18 protein-coding genes and 1 pseudogene are annotated in these 15,691 nt (G+C 65.1%); 7 read left to right on the top strand and 12 right to left on the bottom strand.

The genetic code is table 11. The features are described 5' to 3' along the window. Position 1 precedes the first annotated feature (1 nt). From E4P82_RS19165 to E4P82_RS19145, 5 genes are all read right to left on the bottom strand, one after another. Complete coding sequence (locus E4P82_RS19165) at positions 2–2,311, bottom strand: zincin-like metallopeptidase domain-containing protein (RefSeq protein WP_169250379.1); 2,310 nt, start codon at positions 2,309–2,311, stop codon at positions 2–4. Further along, entirely contained in the window at positions 2,304–2,660 is a 357-nt protein-coding gene (locus E4P82_RS19160) for a hypothetical protein (protein WP_169250378.1), read from the bottom strand. Before E4P82_RS19160 ends, E4P82_RS19165 begins: the two co-directional genes overlap by 8 nt. Positions 2,661–2,696: 36 nt before the next feature. Continuing rightward, entirely contained in the window at positions 2,697–3,203 is a 507-nt protein-coding gene (locus E4P82_RS19155) for a hypothetical protein (RefSeq protein ID WP_211203224.1), read from the bottom strand. Beyond that, on the bottom strand, positions 3,164–3,754 hold the full coding sequence (locus E4P82_RS19150) for a hypothetical protein (protein WP_169250376.1): 591 nt from the start codon (positions 3,752–3,754) through the stop codon (positions 3,164–3,166). Before E4P82_RS19150 ends, E4P82_RS19155 begins: the two co-directional genes overlap by 40 nt. 81 nt (positions 3,755–3,835) lie before the next feature. Next, complete coding sequence (locus E4P82_RS19145) at positions 3,836–5,065, bottom strand: hypothetical protein (protein ID WP_169250375.1); 1,230 nt, start codon at positions 5,063–5,065, stop codon at positions 3,836–3,838. A gap of 68 nt (positions 5,066–5,133) precedes the next feature. Between E4P82_RS19145 and E4P82_RS19140 the strand changes: the two genes are divergently transcribed. Both E4P82_RS19140 and E4P82_RS19135 read left to right on the top strand, forming a co-directional pair. Continuing rightward, on the top strand, positions 5,134–5,679 hold the full coding sequence (locus E4P82_RS19140; RefSeq protein WP_169250374.1) for a hypothetical protein: 546 nt from the start codon (positions 5,134–5,136) through the stop codon (positions 5,677–5,679). 18 nt (positions 5,680–5,697) lie between these two features. Continuing rightward, a complete protein-coding gene (locus E4P82_RS19135; RefSeq protein WP_169250373.1) occupies positions 5,698–8,016 on the top strand; it encodes a DotA/TraY family protein in 2,319 nt (772 codons plus the stop codon). Between the two features lie 5 nt (positions 8,017–8,021). On the opposite strand, the gene E4P82_RS19130 is transcribed toward E4P82_RS19135, so the two are convergent. Continuing rightward, complete coding sequence (locus tag E4P82_RS19130) at positions 8,022–8,291, bottom strand: hypothetical protein (RefSeq protein WP_169250372.1); 270 nt, start codon at positions 8,289–8,291, stop codon at positions 8,022–8,024. 82 nt (positions 8,292–8,373) lie between these two features. Here E4P82_RS19130 and E4P82_RS19125 point away from each other — a divergent pair, with 82 nt between their 5' ends. Continuing rightward, entirely contained in the window at positions 8,374–8,796 is a 423-nt protein-coding gene (locus tag E4P82_RS19125; protein WP_169250371.1) for a hypothetical protein, read from the top strand. On the opposite strand, the gene E4P82_RS19120 is transcribed toward E4P82_RS19125, so the two are convergent. The 6 genes from E4P82_RS19120 to E4P82_RS19095 all read right to left on the bottom strand — a co-directional run bounded on the left by E4P82_RS19120 (position 8,793) and on the right by E4P82_RS19095 (position 12,400). Next, positions 8,793–9,188, bottom strand: a complete 396-nt coding sequence (locus E4P82_RS19120) for a type II toxin-antitoxin system VapC family toxin (protein WP_246327728.1) — start codon at positions 9,186–9,188, stop codon at positions 8,793–8,795. The two genes, E4P82_RS19125 and E4P82_RS19120, sit on opposite strands and share 4 nt — an antisense overlap. Further along, on the bottom strand, positions 9,185–9,454 hold the full coding sequence (locus tag E4P82_RS19115; protein ID WP_169250370.1) for a ribbon-helix-helix protein, CopG family: 270 nt from the start codon (positions 9,452–9,454) through the stop codon (positions 9,185–9,187). Before E4P82_RS19115 ends, E4P82_RS19120 begins: the two co-directional genes overlap by 4 nt. 64 nt (positions 9,455–9,518) lie before the next feature. Continuing rightward, a complete protein-coding gene (locus tag E4P82_RS19110) occupies positions 9,519–10,310 on the bottom strand; it encodes an ATP-binding protein (protein ID WP_169250369.1) in 792 nt (263 codons plus the stop codon). Further along, the gene (locus E4P82_RS19105; RefSeq protein ID WP_169250368.1) at positions 10,310–11,605 is read right to left on the bottom strand and encodes a hypothetical protein; all 1,296 of its coding nucleotides are present in this window, start codon (positions 11,603–11,605) and stop codon (positions 10,310–10,312) included. The genes E4P82_RS19110 and E4P82_RS19105 overlap by 1 nt, the downstream gene beginning before the upstream one ends. Then, positions 11,602–12,000 carry a hypothetical protein gene (locus E4P82_RS19100; protein WP_169250367.1) on the bottom strand — a complete coding sequence of 133 codons (399 nt, stop codon included), beginning with the start codon at positions 11,998–12,000 and terminating at the stop codon, positions 11,602–11,604. Before E4P82_RS19100 ends, E4P82_RS19105 begins: the two co-directional genes overlap by 4 nt. Further along, a complete protein-coding gene (locus tag E4P82_RS19095; protein ID WP_169250366.1) occupies positions 11,987–12,400 on the bottom strand; it encodes a hypothetical protein in 414 nt (137 codons plus the stop codon). Before E4P82_RS19095 ends, E4P82_RS19100 begins: the two co-directional genes overlap by 14 nt. Before the next feature lie 802 nt (positions 12,401–13,202). On the opposite strand from E4P82_RS19095, the gene E4P82_RS22490 reads away from it, so the two are divergent. From E4P82_RS22490 to E4P82_RS19075, 4 genes and pseudogenes are all read left to right on the top strand, one after another. After that, positions 13,203–13,886 (top strand): winged helix-turn-helix domain-containing protein, encoded by a 684-nt coding sequence (locus E4P82_RS22490; protein WP_169250365.1) that lies wholly within the window; start codon positions 13,203–13,205, stop codon positions 13,884–13,886. A 35-nt stretch (positions 13,887–13,921) separates the two neighbouring features. Next, the gene (locus E4P82_RS19085; protein ID WP_246327727.1) at positions 13,922–14,440 is read left to right on the top strand and encodes an IS630 family transposase; all 519 of its coding nucleotides are present in this window, start codon (positions 13,922–13,924) and stop codon (positions 14,438–14,440) included. Positions 14,441–14,443: 3 nt separating this feature from the next. Next, positions 14,444–14,648 (top strand): annotated as a pseudogene (locus E4P82_RS19080) (DDE-type integrase/transposase/recombinase); the annotation flags it as partial. Between the two features lie 75 nt (positions 14,649–14,723). Further along, positions 14,724–15,602, top strand: coding sequence for a transposase (locus E4P82_RS19075; protein WP_169250364.1), 879 nt, complete (start codon positions 14,724–14,726; stop codon positions 15,600–15,602). Positions 15,603–15,691: the final 89 nt, after the last annotated feature.

The following is a 15,691-nucleotide window of genomic DNA, read 5'->3' as shown; positions in this document are numbered from 1 at the left end:
ATCAAGGTCGAGGACCCGCGCCCATCGACGGCTCGTCGGGCCGGCGCGAGGGTGCGGATGTGGGGGCGAGGACCGGGACAGCGGCGGCGCGGAGTGGGGCGGACAGCGGCAGCGCGTCATCGACGCGACGGGAGAGCCGACCGAGCGGACTGTCCGCTGGGATCGCATCACTGTCGCGGACGGCGGCGAAGGCCCACCGGTAAGGCGCCGCAAGGGAGGGTGCCGTCGGGGTGTCGGTCGCGGTCGGCGCCGCGATGACCGGGTGGCGGTGGGCGTCCGCTTCGTCGTCGGGCACCGGCTCGGTCCGGGCCACGCAAACCCCATCCTGGAGCCGCCAGGTGGGATGCCGATCCAGGATCAACTCGGCGATGCCCTGGGCGTCCCGCGCCGCGCGGAAGATTTCCCGGTTGTCGTTCCGCAACAACTCCAAATAGCCATCGAGGTAAGCCGCGTGGGGTTCCAGATCGTGGGCGATGCCGAGTTCCGCGCCGAGGAAGGCGCTCGCCAATTCCGCCCGCAGCTCCTCGCGGGCATACGCCGGCGAATCCCGCTGCCCGGTGAGCGGCCGGTTCAGGCGGGTTGCATGGCCGGTCCAATGACCCAGCTCGTGGAAAGCCACGCCGAAGAAGGCGGCGGCGTCCCGAAACCGCGCGCGCGGCGGCAACGTGATGGTGTCCTCCAGGGGATCATAATAGGCGCGGGTGCCGGCATGGACGAAGCGCGCGCCGCTGCCCCGCAACAGGCGCTCCAGCCGCTCCTCCGTGTCCCAGACGTGATCGAGCAACCCCGCCATCGACCCGTACACGGCCTCCAGGGACGGGATGCCCTCGATTTGAGAGGCATGGAATACCGTGTGTCGGCACAACAACGGAATCGTCCGCCGTAAGGACGAGTCGTCCGCATCGACCCGCAATTCCTCGTCCGCCTCGGACCCATCAGCCACTTCAATCCGCTTGAAAAAATAGATCGGGGTGCCCCGAGCGCCGGCTTGGACGTGCCAGCCGCGCGCCTGGGCCTGTTGGTAGCCGCACCAGCGCGGATCGTCGGCCAGGCGCGGATCGCCACCCAGCAGCAGGACGTTGATGCCGCGATAGGCGTTCCCGGTCGCGGCGTTGACTGGAAACGCCGGAACGCCAAGATGGCGCGGCCGGTCCCAGGGCCGTTGCCAGGGCGCGGTACCGGTCTCGATCATCTCGATGATCCGGTCGGTCACTTCCTGGTACGGATTCGGCCGTCCGCCGTCGCCGCGCGGTTTCTGGCGCCGCCGGGGCGCGGCCATCTCCAGAACAGGGACGGCGCGCGCCTCGGCCCGCCGTCCAAGGTCGGCGGGTCGGGTGGACGGTTCCGCGCGTGGGACCTCGGCCAGCGGGACGGCCGCGAGCAGGGTTTCGAGCTGGCGCTTCAAGTGGTCCAGCCCACCCAGGAGGTGGACATCGTTGAAATCGGTCGGCTGGCGGGCGGTTTCCAGGCCGGTGAAATCCGGGAAGATCGCCGTGCCCGCCACCCACCGCGCGGCTTCCTCGGCGTCGCGTCGGCCGGGATTGCCCGGCGTATAACGGTCGTCGTCGCCGGCGATCACCAACGCCACGCCGGGGAACCGGTGATGGAGGTCCTTCGCGACCGGAAACACATTGCCGCGACTGAACGCCACCGCCACCGGCAATCCACACGCCTGGTGAAGGCTGGCGCCGGTGGCGTAGCCCTCGCAAATCAGCAGGGTCCGGGCGCCACGCGGGTCACCCAGCCAATGGCGACCCTCCGTAACGGCGCCCCCCTTCAAAAACTTCTTGCCCCCCTCGGGATTCAGGAACTCCAGCGACCGCAGCGTGCCGTCGCCATCATGCACCGGGACCAGCAATAGCTCGCGCAGTTGACGCAGGCCCAGGGCGGGAACCTGCTTGTTGCGCAGATAAGGATGCCGATCCGAAACGGTGGGGTTGGCTCGCGCCCACAGGCGTTCCGCCCGTTCCCGTGCCTGGGCTTGGCGCCTTCGTTCTTCCGCCGCGCGTTGGGCCGCGATCTCGGCCATTTGCCGCCGTTGCCGCTCGCGCTGCTCGGGGGGTAGCGCCTCGACATCACCGCCGCTCCATCCTTGGGTGACCCCGGTTTTCCAGGAACCGAACGCACCGAAAGGAATGATTGTGTCATGCAGCACGAACCAGCCGTTCTGGCGGCCTCGCCGGTCCCCCGCCACGTCGTAGCGGTGCAAGCGCCCATCGAAGACAATCGCCTCGGGCTTCATGGGCGCACAGCCCGCCGCCGCCATCGCGTCCAGGACCGCGTGGTGAAGATCGAAGCGGGTGTTAGCCATCGTCTTGTTCCTCCCACCCCATCGCCTCGATATCCGTGTCCTCGATGGGGCATGCCTCTCCATCCCACAGCGCCAAGCGCAGTTCATGCTGGAGAGCGGCTCGGCGGAGATCGCCGTCCCGATAACCGGGCAGGCCCTCCAGATAAACATCCGCCACCGCGCGGAGCCCCGCCGGCAGCGCGGCTTGCACCTCGGGGTCGAGGAAGGACTTCAGCAGTCCCGGCATCGCCAGCGGGAGGTCCTCGTGATGAAGATCGGCCTCGTCAAGAGCGGTGATCAAGCTGAGCAGGGGCGCGAGCAGGGCCGCTGTGAGGTGTTGCAGGTTATCGGGATTAGTTGTGCTATTCATATATAAATACATTGCAAAGTTAATTTGAAAAACGGATCAACCGGCCGGCACCGTGGCGCGAACGGCCACGTCGGGTCGCCGACCCACAGGATCGGCGGGAGCCTCGGCGGATGGATCGGTGGGCGGTTGCAGCGGTGACGGGGAATTGGGCGACGGCTCGACGGTCAGCGCGACGAGCGCGGCGTCCTGTTGGGCGGCGTGGACCGCCCACAGGGTTTGGAAATGATGCGCAACCCCCGCGTAGCCGAGCCGCTGGTCTTGATAGGCGTGGGCCAGTTCGTCCGCCCCCGCGAGGTCGCCGGCTTCCTGGAGCGCCTGATAGCGTTCGATCATCCGCGTGGACTCCTGATGAACATGGCGCAGGGTCGCCGCGTAGAGGCGGCTGGTGGTTTGAAGCAGGTGCTGTTCCACCACCCGCTGGGCGTCCTCCGGCAAGGCCAGCGCGTCCCGGACGGAGTGGAGCGCGCGCGGCACCGCCTCGGTCAGCGCCGCGCGCGCGTCGGTCAATACCGTCTCCAGCGGCCGATTGAACGGGGTGTCCACCGCCGTTTCCAGAATCCGCGCCAAAGCGCGCGACCAGGCCAGCGATCGATCCATTTCCGCGCCGCCGAGATCCAGGCGGGCGCGGGCGGTTCTTGGGGCAAACCCGATTCGGCGGCGGCGAGATACGCAGCCATTTGTGCCGCCGTCACCTGCTCGGCGGTGCCGGGATGGCGCTCCAGGACCTCGACCAAGGTGCGAGCGAGGTCGTAGCGGTGATAGTCCGACAACACCAGCGGTTCCGCCACCGCGCCACCGGAGGCGGGCGACCCCCAGCGCTGGGCCAGGGCCTCGGTCGTCGCGGCGATCCAGGCGGCGGTCCGCTCGACCCACGCCGCCACGGCGGCCGGTGGCGGTGGGGAGGGCTCCGCCTCGCCGACCGGCCGGTTCAGGGCCGCCACGACCAGGCCCGCGTGCAGTTTGTGACCCGCCAGGAGGATCTTCAGGGATTGACGAACCGCCTGGCGCGGGTCGTGTTCGGTGACGCCGAGCGCGTCGGCGCTCAGCGCGTCGGCGGGTCGTATCCCCTCGGACCCGTGGGATGACTGGCGCAAGTCCGCCAGGCGCGGATTCGGGGGGGGCGGGCTGTTGCTGAAGATAGGGACCGAATTGTTCGGGGATGAGGACGGTGGCGTTCACGGGGGCGTTCCTTCTGGAGTAGGGTCGGCCGTGCCGGGGTCGGTGGTACCGCCGGCGGTCGTGCCGGGGTCGACCGTGCCGGTGGTGCTCGTCGTGTGGGCTTTCACCAGATTGATGGCGGCGGCGCGTTCCTCTTGCAGGGCGTGCCGTGCCGGCTGGACGTCGCTGAGGGTGGCCCGCGCCAGCAGGTACTCGATGCGCTCGCCCTGGCGCAGTTGCAGGTATTGAAAATGCAACGCCAGGGCTTGCATGGTGGCCAGTTCGCGCAAATTGGCCGCTTCGTTGTTGCCGGCGATGCCCGCATACCAGGTCGGCTGGGCAAAGCGGCTGTCCACCAGCGTTTTCAGCATCTCCAGGTACGAGATGTGCTCCGGCAGCGCCGCGATCAGTGCGTCGCGGTGGTCCGTGGCCTTGGACTCTGGCCAGATTTGGAGCAGCCAACCTTTCAGCGCCGCCGCCGGCATCCGCCAGGCCAGGGCGTGATTCAGGCTGTAGCGGGCCGCCGCCAGCCGCCCCTCGTACAATTTGCGGCGGATCCAGTAGGTCTGGCCCTGCGGGGTTTCCCGCAGGGCCTGGGGCAAATCGTCGAGGGGATAGGGATCGACCGCGTTGTCGATGAACCGCCGGGCATCGGTGATCCGCTCGTCGTCGAAGGAGAGCACTTCCGGCAGAAAGGTGCCGGGTTGGGTGGCCTCGGCGTGATCGCCCAAGCCCGATCCGGACAGCAGGGTCTCGGTTTGAAACGGGGCGTCGGGTCGCGAGCTGGCTTGCGTGCAGCCGTGCGAGCCGACATCTTCCGCATTGCAGTAGGACGCCACCTGGGCCTTGACCATCGCGGCGCTGGCCGCCGCGCCGGTCCGTTCCGCGCGCCGGAGGTGGTTGAACGCCCGGTGATAGGACTCGGCGCGATCCCGAGCCGGCCCGGCCGCCGCTCCGGCGGTCGCCGTCTCGCAGCCTCGTGCCGGCAGGCGGTGGCCGATATCCGCTTGCGCCCGCAAGGAATCCTTTTCCACTTGGGCGATGGACTGCCGCACGGTCTTGAGCCCCGACGCAATCTCTTCCTTTAATTGTTTGAATTGCGACATCATTTCGAATTTGTGCTCGCGGATGGCCGCGACCACGCACGCGTCGCAGAGGGCGTGAACCGCCGGCGAGGCGAGACCGAGCGCGAGACTCGCCATCAGCATCCCCACCCGACGCCCGGAATACGCATTTCGCCCCGCCATGTGTTTCCTCCTCTAGTTTAATATAAAATAATATAACACAATATACGAATGCGATAGAGGAGCGCCCCATGCCGACGGTCTTGCCCCCCTCCCGTCCCGAGGTCCCACCACCGGCCCCCGTCCCGTCTCGCCGCGCGGCGTTGCGCCGTGGGGTGGGGCGCTATGTCCGCGCTCGATGGGGCGATTTGTGGGGCCGATCCCACGCCCCGCCGCGGGACTGGAAGCGGCTGAGGTTGGGGATGGAGGCGGTGATCGGGATGGCGCCGCGCGCGGGTTCGAATCCCTCGTCGCCCCTGGGGGACGCGGCGGTGGCTCGCCCTTGGGGGTCCGCCGCGCGATGCCGCCAGGAGTACCAAGCCCATGCCGTCCCGGCACGGGTCTTTCTCGCCGGCGCGATCGGTAGTGGGTTGATCGCGGGGGATCACCTTGTTCATGGGCACTTTTCCAGCGTGCTCACCAGTCTGGGCCTGGCGTTCGTCCTGGCCGGTGTCGCGCTGGGGTCGGCCTACCACTGCTGGCGCCTTCGCACCCGCGCTCCCGGTCCCGCCCGCGCGTTCCTGCGGCATCCCGCCGCGTGGTGGCCCAATCCGCTGCCACCCGATGAGCCACCGTAACCGTCAAGCAGGTGCCTTATGAATCGCTTCCTGAGCTTCCTGAATCGTTTCCTGAATCGTTTCCTGAATCGCTGCTCCACGGTATCGATGGGGCGCCGCAAGGGGCGGCTACTCGGCTTCGTGGCACTCGGTCTGCCCTATCTCGCGCTGGCCCAGGATCAACCGTTCGCGCCGGAGCAACTGCGACCGGCCGAGACGGACATCAGCGTCCGTCTGCTGAACGGCCTGCTCGGTAGCGCCATCGACAAGATCCGCTTGGCCGATGCGCTGACGGGCGCCGACAACGGCCCGTTCGGCGACTTGTTCCAGTTGCTCAACGGCTTTCTGTTGCTGGTGCTGGGCCTCTTGCTCTTCGTCAAGGCCGTCCTGGCGGTGCTGGACACCGCGCACGAGGGGGAAGCCCTCGGCGCGGAGCGCTCGACGGTGTGGACGCCGTTGCGGATCGTGAGTGGCGTGGTTCTGCTGGTGCCGATGATCAACGGCATGGCCCTGGCGCAGGTGTTGGTGCTGTGGATCACCCTCGGCGGCGTGAGCCTGGCCAATGCGGTGTGGGACCAGGCGGTCGATCAGTTTTCCAAGGCCGCGCTCTACACCGAGCCGCCGCCGGCCCAGGCCCGTCAACTGGCCGTGGCGATGCTGGCGTCCAACGTGTGCGAGCTGATCGTGAACGATATCCCCGCGCGGGGACCGACGCGGTACCGGGTCACCTTCCAGGCCGAGACTACCTCGGTGGGAACGGTCACCGAACGCGCCGCGCGCTGGTCGAGCGATGATTTGGGCGAGGCGGTCTGCGGGGGGTTCGCGGTGCGCGAACCGGCCGAGGGGATCGACTTTCGCCAGAGCGTGGCCGGCATCGACTGGCTGGATCGTTTCACCCTGTGGATACAAGAACTGGTCGGCTACGGCCAGGCCACGCGGGAAGCCTTTGGTCAGGAGCTGCTGGCCGCCCATGAGATCGCCGCGCTGGCGATGCGCAAGGAACTGCAGCCCTTGGCGAAGGCCATCTTCGACAGTCAGGCCGACCTGGGCGAGTGCGTGACCGTCGCCACCGGTCCGCTCGCCGGCGGGCGCTGCCTCAGTCTGTTGGACGTCGCCGCCGAACACTACGCCACGCGGCTGAAAAGCCTGATCAAGGGCGTGATCGACCTGACCGGCCAGCGGGCGTTTACCGAGTTCACCGCGAAGGCCAAGGCCGAGGGCTGGATGACCGCCGGGAGTTGGTTCTACCGGTTCATGGCCTTGACCGATTACATGAACAAGCTCGCGCTCAACGTCCCCCAGCCGTATCCGATCCGGGTGTGGGAGAAGTTGCCCAAGGAGGACGTGGAAACCTATGCCCACTTGTTCAAGCGGCTGGAGGCGGTGGTGCTGGAGGCCGAAACCGAGACCGGCGCGGGGGTGCTCCGCTCCAGCGGCGATCCCGAAAACAGCGTGCTCGACGATGTCTCGCACCATCTGTTGCGGTCCACCCTGGAGTGGATCCTCCAGACGCTGGTGGGGAAAACCCATCCGCTGTTCGCCATCGCCTGGCTGGGTCATGCCCTGCTGGCGACGATCCTCGGCGCGCTCGCGGCCGCCGGCGCCATCGGCGCGGCCAAGTACATCGCGACCAAATCCGGCGCGGGCCGCGTGGCGAGCGCCCTGGGCGGTTTGGCCGACACCCTGACCGGCGGTGGTCAAACCGGTGGCGGTTTCACCATGCTGAGCCTGGTCCTGGGGATGATGTTGCTAGCCCTGCTGGGTTTTGCCCTCATGGCGGCGATTTATATCCCCCTGGTGCCTTTCATCATCTGGACGATCACGGGCTTGAAATGGCTCATTCGTGTGTTCGAGGCCCTGATCGCCGCGCCGGTGTGGGCGCTGTGGTTCATCAAGAATGGCCGTGGACTCACCGGCGAGGCGATGACCGGCTGGATGATGCTGTTCTCGCTGCTGCTGATGCCGTCGCTGATGGTGATCGGCCTGCTGGCGGCCACCGTGATCAGCTACGCCCTGCTCAGCGTCATGACCGGCACCTTCCTGACCGTCGCGGTCAATGCGATGAGTGGCAACGTGACCGGCCCCATTATCCTGGCCGGCCTGTTGATCGTCTTCTTTGGGTGGGCGACCGATCTGACCCTGCGGTCGTTCTCGCTGATTCACCGGCTGCCGGACGCCGCCTTGCGCTGGGTGGGCGGTCACGCGGAGGAGGGGGTGGAAACCATGCCCTTGCAACACACCATCGACGCCGCCAACCGCACGGGGGTGAGAACCGCCTTGGAAGCCAGCAAGGAGATTAAGTCCCAAAAACCCCTGGCCAAGGTGAAGCCGATGGGGGATGTCAAAGATTCCGATTAGATCAATTAGAACGGTTTCAGGCTGTTATAGGTTGGGTCGAAAGCCGAATGATAAATGCCATTTCGAGTGTTATGGTTGCCAAGGATAGCTTCAATGGTTACCCAATCACCGGTCCCATAAGCATTCAAAAGAGTGCGGACAATTGCCCGGTATCCTTGATGAGCTCCAGCCTGCTCAGCCAGGGTTTGTTGCAATTCCCGCGTATTGGCCGCCGCGCCCAGGGCGGCGTTCAGCCGACGGTCGAGAATCAAATGGTCGAGGGCGTCCAGTGGCATCGCGATTACTCCTCCAAGAGAGCGTTGAATGATTCAGATCACGCCGTTTCCAGATTGTCAAGGCTTTTAGGAAAGATCGCCCATGCTCGAACCCAGCGCCTTAGCGGCCCAACGCGCCACTGTCGAGGCCGCCCTGGCCGCCGAGAGCCGCGACGCGGCGCGGGTCGCCGACTTACTGAAGACCGCCACGCCCTGGTCGGACTGGCCGGAGCGGTTCCGCCAGGTGTTGCGGGCGGCCATCACCGAGGAAGGTGACGGCATGGAAGCCCAGAAAGCCCGCTGGCTGCGCGGTCAACGGTTTCGGGACGTCGATCCGGGCTGGTTACCGGTCTGGCCCTCCACCTTGCCGGCCGCCGACCGCCGCCGGGTCGAACGATTACGGATGGACCTGTTGGGTCGGACCCCGCTCGGTGGTGGGTGGCGGTTGCTGGCCGACCGCCGGATGGCCTCCCCTGAATCGCCCACGCATCACCGGGATCGCGCCGAAACAGGTCGGAATGCCTAACCGTCCGCCAACACGTTGCGAAACCGCTGGCCACCCGCCAGCCGGTACACGCCGAAATCACGTTCGTCCAGCGTCAGTATCTCCAATACCCCGATCTGGTCGGCCAGCCAGACCAACGAGGCATCCGCCAAATCCATGGGCAAGTCGTGGTACTTCTCGATCCGCGCGGCGAGGTCGGAGACGGCGGCGGTCGGCAGCTCGTGCAACTCCACGCTTGCCTCCACCCAGCGGAGGAAGCGGGGCACGATGTAGCCGGGAATCAGATGACACACCTCGGTCAGCACCGGCCACGTCGTCAGTAACCGACCTCGAAATCCAGCCAAAAAACGCGCCGACGCGGGCGTGATCCCGGTCGCCGCGATCCAACCACGCCACCAGGGGGCCGGTATCAATCAGCAGCCTGGACACGACGGTGTTTCGCCGCCAACTGGGCGCGCAGATGCCGGGCGTGGTTCCGGCCGAGATCGCCCACGCCGCTGTCGAAACAGCCGATCAAGTCCAGCGCGGCGGCGCTTTGGGCGGGCGCGGGTTCCTCGCGCTCGGCGAAAGCCGCGATGGCGGCTTTGATAACCTCGGTTTGCGATTGCCCGGTCCGGGCACGGATTTGGCGCAGCCGCGCATCGGTGGCCTCGTCCAGTCGAATGGAGACGGTACGCATCGATGATCTCCAGCGTGTATTACAGCAAATAATACACGCAAGGCGACGGCTTCACCAGAACCCTTCAAGCCACCGCCTTCAACCCCCGTTCGCTGGACCAGGTGAAAGGTACCACCACCCCGCCATTCTCCCGCAACCGATCCAGGAGGCGGATGTCCAGATAGTCCGGCAGTGCGTCCACCGCGAGGTTGCCGATCAGCACGGTCGGTTTCAGTTCCTCGTAACGACCGTTCAGCACGTCGAACAACAACAACCGTTCGGCGTCGCTCCCGAACTGCATCCCGACCTCGTCCAGGATCAGCAGGTCAAGGTGGATCAGGCGGTGGATCATTGCGCTTTCGCGTTCCTCGCGGCTTCCCCACGTCTCGCGGATTTCCCGCAGCAGGGGCCGGACACCGCTGAAACGGACCTGATGGCCTTCGTCCAGCAAGGTTTTCGCCAGGGTCACCGCGAGGTGGGTTTTCCCCGTGCCCGGTCGCCCGCACAGCAGCAGGCAGGTGCCGCGTTCGGCGAAGGTGGCGAACTGCTGGGCGTAGCGGCGGACGGTCGCCAGCGCTTTGCGCTGCTCCGCCGTTCGCGTTCGGTAACTGTCGAAATCCCGCTCCCAAAACCGCAGCGGCAAGCCGGCCTCGCGATAGCGTCGCGCCCGGGCGCGGCGGTGCTCCTCGGCGGCGCGGGCCTCGGCGTCCCGCTGCGCCGCCTCGGCTTGTTCGGCGGCGCAGCGTGGGCAGGTGGTCTTGATTTCCTGATTCAAAAACCGGCGGAGCTCGCCCGGATAATCGCCGTGGGTTGGACAATGCAGGACGCAGGGTTCGACGGTGGGATGCAACAGGTCGGTGAGCCGTTTCGCGTCCATTAGGCGGCCTCCAGCTCGGTGGCGAACCCGGCGGTTTGCCGGTACGCGGCCGGATCGGTGGGCGGGGTCGGCCAGGGCCGCCGGGCGCCATGGCGCGGGCCGCCGTCCCGGTCGGATCGGACCGCCGGCTGGTAGTGCTTATCGGGAAACACGCACCCTTGCCAGCCGTTGACGATAGCCGTTTCCAGAAGCTCGACCGGATCGTGGCCGAAGCTTTTCGCTTTCGCCAGTTGGGCGAACAGGAGGGTTGAACCATCGGCGGAGAGCGGTTTCTTGAGCGCGCGCCGGTGCGCCCGCCAGCGTTCCCATAGCTCCGCCGGCAACCAGTCGGGCGCGGTGGGCATCGTGGGTGGGACACCACCGCGCGTCGGTTTCCGTTTCGCTGCCGCGCCTTCGGAATGAACCGCTCCAGCGTCGGGTTCGCCGTTGGCTTCCGGCCGATTCGTTTCGGGCGACTCGGACGTGATTGGCGTGGTCGGCGTGGCCGGCGTGTTCGTTATGGCCGGTGTGTTCGTTATGGCCGGTGTGTTCGTTATGGCCGGTGTGTTCGTTATGGCCGGCTTGGTCGGTGTGGTTGGCGCGCTGGGCGGGGTCTCGGGCACGAGGGCTGGCGCTTCCTCGCTGGACGCAATCAAGCCGGTCTCCACGCGCGCTGGTTCGCGCGTCTCCTGCTCTTTGAGTTCGATTGGAGAAGGAGAAGGAAAAGGAGAAGGAGAAGGAGTTAACGACGCCTCAACGTTCGTTGAACGGTCGTTCAACGGATGTTCAACGGACGTTGAACGATGGTTCAACGATTCCCCAACGTCCGTCGAACGACCCTTGAGAGGCCAACCAGCTTTCAATCGCGCGAACTCGTCAGCGCTGACTTCTCGAATACCCTGTTCACACAGAGACTTATAGAGGTCCGGGTGGGTCTTGGCCATCCGTGAAAAGCGGGCCTTGTCGCCGCGATTCGTCGCGGTGGCCACCCAGGGGTTGTGCTGTTGCCACTCATGCAAGCAGTAACCGTGGGCGGTTTGATCCAGCCAACCGAGCGCCACGAGCGTTGCGACGAACGCGCCCGGTTCGCCGGGCCATTGGGCGACGATCTCGATGTCTTCCTCGTCCAGGGGGCGTTGAACGGTCGTGGAACGATCGTTCGCGCCGCCGAGGTTGCCCTCCGGGCGGTTTTGCGCCGCCCAGGTCCAGAGCGACAGCAGGGAGCGGATCCCCTGAAAACCCAGGCGACGCTCCAGCTTGATGGTCTTCGGGTGGTGGGGAAAGCCGACGGACAGGCGGATGTCTTGCGCGTTCATGCCACTACCCCCCTGGGTTCGGTGCGACGGCCGGGCAGTTCCAAACCCGTCGCCAGACCTTCTAGATAAAAACACCACGGATGATCGCTCACCGGGGCGAGTGCGAGATGGCCACGCAGCGCCTCGCCGTCGGTCGGGTCGAGTTCGTCGAGCCGATAGCGCCAGTGCGCCATGAGCGTAACGGTCACCCATTCGGGTTCCGCCTGAATGTGCAGCCGTTCCAGGACACGAGCGACTAACCGGGGGGTAGGCCGGTGGCCGGTGGTGAGCGTGGCCTCCGCCACGTTCACGATTTGGTTTCTGATAGAATCCGGGATCGCGTCCAGACGGGGATCGGTCGAGGGATCGTCGAAATAGGGCGCGGGCGCCCAGCTCAGCGGTTCAATGGCGCACATGATCCACCTCCCCCGGTCGTTGGCCGGTGTCATGCGCGCCTTTTTGCAACGCGCCGAGGGCGATCCGCGCGCGGTTCAGCCGTGCTTGGGCCGTCCCGACGAGCGCGCCGCATTCGGCTTCCAGCGACGCCACGGCGCGCTGGAGTCGCCACAGTTCGGGGATCAGCAGAAAATCCCCGTTTCTCGGGCCAGGCGGCCGTTCAGGGTCGGCGACGCTCCGCGACGGCGCCAGGAGCCCGCGTAGCTGGCGATGGATCGCCACCAATTCGTCGAGTTGCCGTTGAAGGAGTTCGTCCGCCGCAAGAAATAGCGAGGAGTTGGACGAGAGGGGATGGCCGGTGAATCCGGCGGGAACGGAGAGGGATGCCGACGCAACGCGGCAATCCGGCGTGCTAGCCATGGCTGACCTCCATTGTAGGTCTGGTCTGGTCAGGTTCTGGGGGGGATTGAATTCTCCGCCAGAACCGCTTTTTCGCGTTGAATGAATCAACTGTAGCACTACTTGCGCGGCGGATAAAGACGAGCGATGCGCCGCCGAAACCGGCTTGAGAAGAAAAATGGGGAAGCGAACGGCCCTGAAGTCGGCGGGGGGCGGCGCCACGGCGCGAAGCACGAGGGCGCGCGTGAATGAGGGAAGGAACGCGAAGGGTCGCCGTTCGGCGGGCGCGAAGAAAAAACGGAATGCAATCGAAAGCATGATTTCACCCGAAAGCAGCGATAACTTACCCGTTGCCCCAAGCGGCCTCGAAAGTTGAGGCCAGACTTGGCGCGGACTCGAAAAAAACGTCTTTTTCCAGGTAAATCAGCCGTGCCGCTTTCCGGGACGACCGGCCTCACCCGCTGGTCCGTGGAAACGGTGGCGAACGGGCTATTGGCCTCTGGGGCAGGCAACTGGCCACCCGATTCGGGCTGGGCAGTCGCGCGGGCTGTTTCCCCTCTGCTTCAAACAGCGTGGGTGACGCAATGCCGGTCCGGCTCGCGCCGGTGGCGGGACATCTGTAGTCGCGGGCGTCATCGAAACGGAACGTTTCAAGGGCGGCGGCCTCCCACCTGCTCCCCAGGCCGCTATTTTCAAGCTAGCGCCTCATCGAAAGGCTGTCAACCTTCCTCACGCGCCGAGCAGGGCAATCGCGCTATGTAGGGGATTGACAAGCGGTACGTTGCCCGGATATGGGAAGGCAACGCTTGTAGGGAGAAAACCGATGCTGCCTCAATTGCTGGACCCGCGCCCGTATTTGGTCGACCTGCCCGATCCGCGCCGCGAGACCCAAAACAAGCTCCATAAACTGCATGACATTTTGATGATTGTGCTGTGCGCGGTACTCATTCCAATTCGCTTTCAAGATGAGACGAACCATGGTACATCATGTGCCATGGCCAGACCACGACGAATCGACGAAGTGTTGGTTGGGAAAGCCGGTGACGCCATCGCGTGCGCTGAGAGCCTGGTGGCGCTTCGGAGGGCACAAGCGGTTCTCTTGCCTGCCGTCATGGGGGCAACCCTTGAGCAAACCGCTGCGCTGCTTGGCGTCTCCAGGGCTTCCGTGCCCCGATTGCAGGCGCGATTTCGGGAGAGCGTGCAAGCCGGAGCATCACCACCTCGTTGGGGAGGACGCCGTCGGTCACTGATGACCTTCGACGAGGAGCAAGCGTTCTTGGCGCCGTGGGCGGAACAAGCCAAGGCCGGCGGCATATGGGTTGTCTCCGTGATCAGGGTGGCCTTGGCGCAACGGCTGGGCCGCCCTGTGAAGCCCTCCGTCGTCTATCGGCTTCTCGAACGCCATGGTTGGAGGAAGGTGGCCCCTGACACGCATCACCCCAAAAGCAACCCGGCGGCGCAAGAGGACTGGAAAAAAAACTCCCCGAGACGCTGGCTGCCTTGCTGACACCAGAAGAGGTCAGAGGGCGTCGAGTTCGGTTGATGTTTCAAGATGAAGCTCGGTTTGGTCGGATGGTTCGCATGCGCCGTTGCTGGTCACCAGCGCCTCACCGCCCCTCGGTCTCGAACGGCTACGAACGCGAATTCGTGTATGTCTACGGCGCCGTCAGCCCGATCGAGGGAGACATGGACTGGATGATCAGCCAGAAGATGAATGCCGAGCAAATGACGCTCTTTCTGTCGCAAGTGAGCGCCGCTCACCCGGAAGACTTCATCGTCATGGTGCTGGACGGCGCCAGTTCACACAAAGCCAAGGATCTTCGGAGGCCTGACAACATCCGGTTCCTCGCCTTGCCCCCCTATGCCCCTGAACTCAACCCCCAGGAGCATCTGTGGGATGAGCTTCGAGAAAAGGAATTCCCGAACCGGGTCTTCAACGATCTCGCCACCGTGATCAGGCAGTTGCAACAGGGCCTACCGCGCTTGAGCGCTGACCGCGAGAGGTTGCGAAGCCTGACGGCTTGGCCATGGATCGTTAGTCTCATTTTGACCGCGAATTAGAATAAGCTCAAGGGCCAGTGGAAATATCTTTATGGCGCCGTCGATAAGGCGGGGCAGACCATTGACTTCTTGCTCACCGCCCAGCGTGATAAGAAGGCCGCACTGCGCTTTTTTCAAGAAAGCGGTACGACAGCATGGTCTTCCCGATACGGTCACGATCGATAACAGCGGGGCCAATACGGCGGCTATCGAATCACTCAAATGCGAATTCAGAGCAATTTGAGGGTTCACTCGAAGTCGTATCATGGAGAACTGATCCACAACAATCTGACTGAGTACGACGATGGACTGGCATGCACCGTTGATCACACTTTACCTTGCGGTTTGTCACCATTGGCAAGAGGGAGGTTGGGCGCAGGCCCAGCGCCACGCGCCTTATGCTGACCTGGACTTCACCGACGAGGAGGTTGTCACGATTGACCTGTTCGCCGTCGCCCTGGAACAAAAGCGTCAGATCAAGGATATTCACCGGCATGCTGGGCGCTATGGGCGGGACTGGTTTCCCCGGCTGCCCGGCTACGGAGCCTATGTGCAGCGCTTGAACCGGCTTGCGGATTGTTTTCCGGCCCTGTTGGAGCGGTTCTGCGAGACAGGGGAGACGGTGTCGTTCGCCGGGCTGGTCGACTCCATGCCGGTGATCCTCGCCCGGCAGGGGCGCCGCTTCAACGCCAAGGTCGCCCCCGAACTGGCCAGCAGCGGGTACTGCCCGACCAAGCGCCTGTATGACCACGGCGTGAAGGTCCATGTGGTCGGCGACGTTCAGTCCGGCACGCTGCCGAGTCCGCGCTTCATCGGCCTCGCGCCGGCGGGGCTGAACGATGGCCCGGCGCTGAAGCAAGTCGCCCACCTGCTGCCCTATCAGGAACTCTACGCCGACAAGGCGTATGAATACCTCAAGCGGATGCACGGGCTGCCGTTCACCGTGATGACGCCGGTCAAGAAGCCGAAGGGCCAGACTCATCTCGANGCCGCCGANGCNTGGCTGTCNCGCGCCGTCTCGCGGGTGCGTCAACCCATCGAGTCCCTCTTCAATTGGATCGAGGAGAAAACCGGCATCGAGATGGCCAGCAAGGTACGTTCTTCCCAGGGTCTTCTCGTCCATGTCTTCGGGCGCCTGGCNGCCGCNATGTTTGTGCGGANTGTCTTGCCNCAAAGCGCTTAATTCGCATTGAAGGATGGAATCGTCATGTCCTTTCGCTGGCTAATCCTTTTGGTTCTTGGATTACCGATGCAAAGTCTGCACGCCAGCCG

This window comes from Candidatus Competibacter phosphatis (assembly GCF_012939995.1).
GTDB lineage: Bacteria > Pseudomonadota > Gammaproteobacteria > Competibacterales > Competibacteraceae > Competibacter > Competibacter phosphatis.
This window is presented reverse-complemented; position numbering and strand designations above follow the sequence as displayed.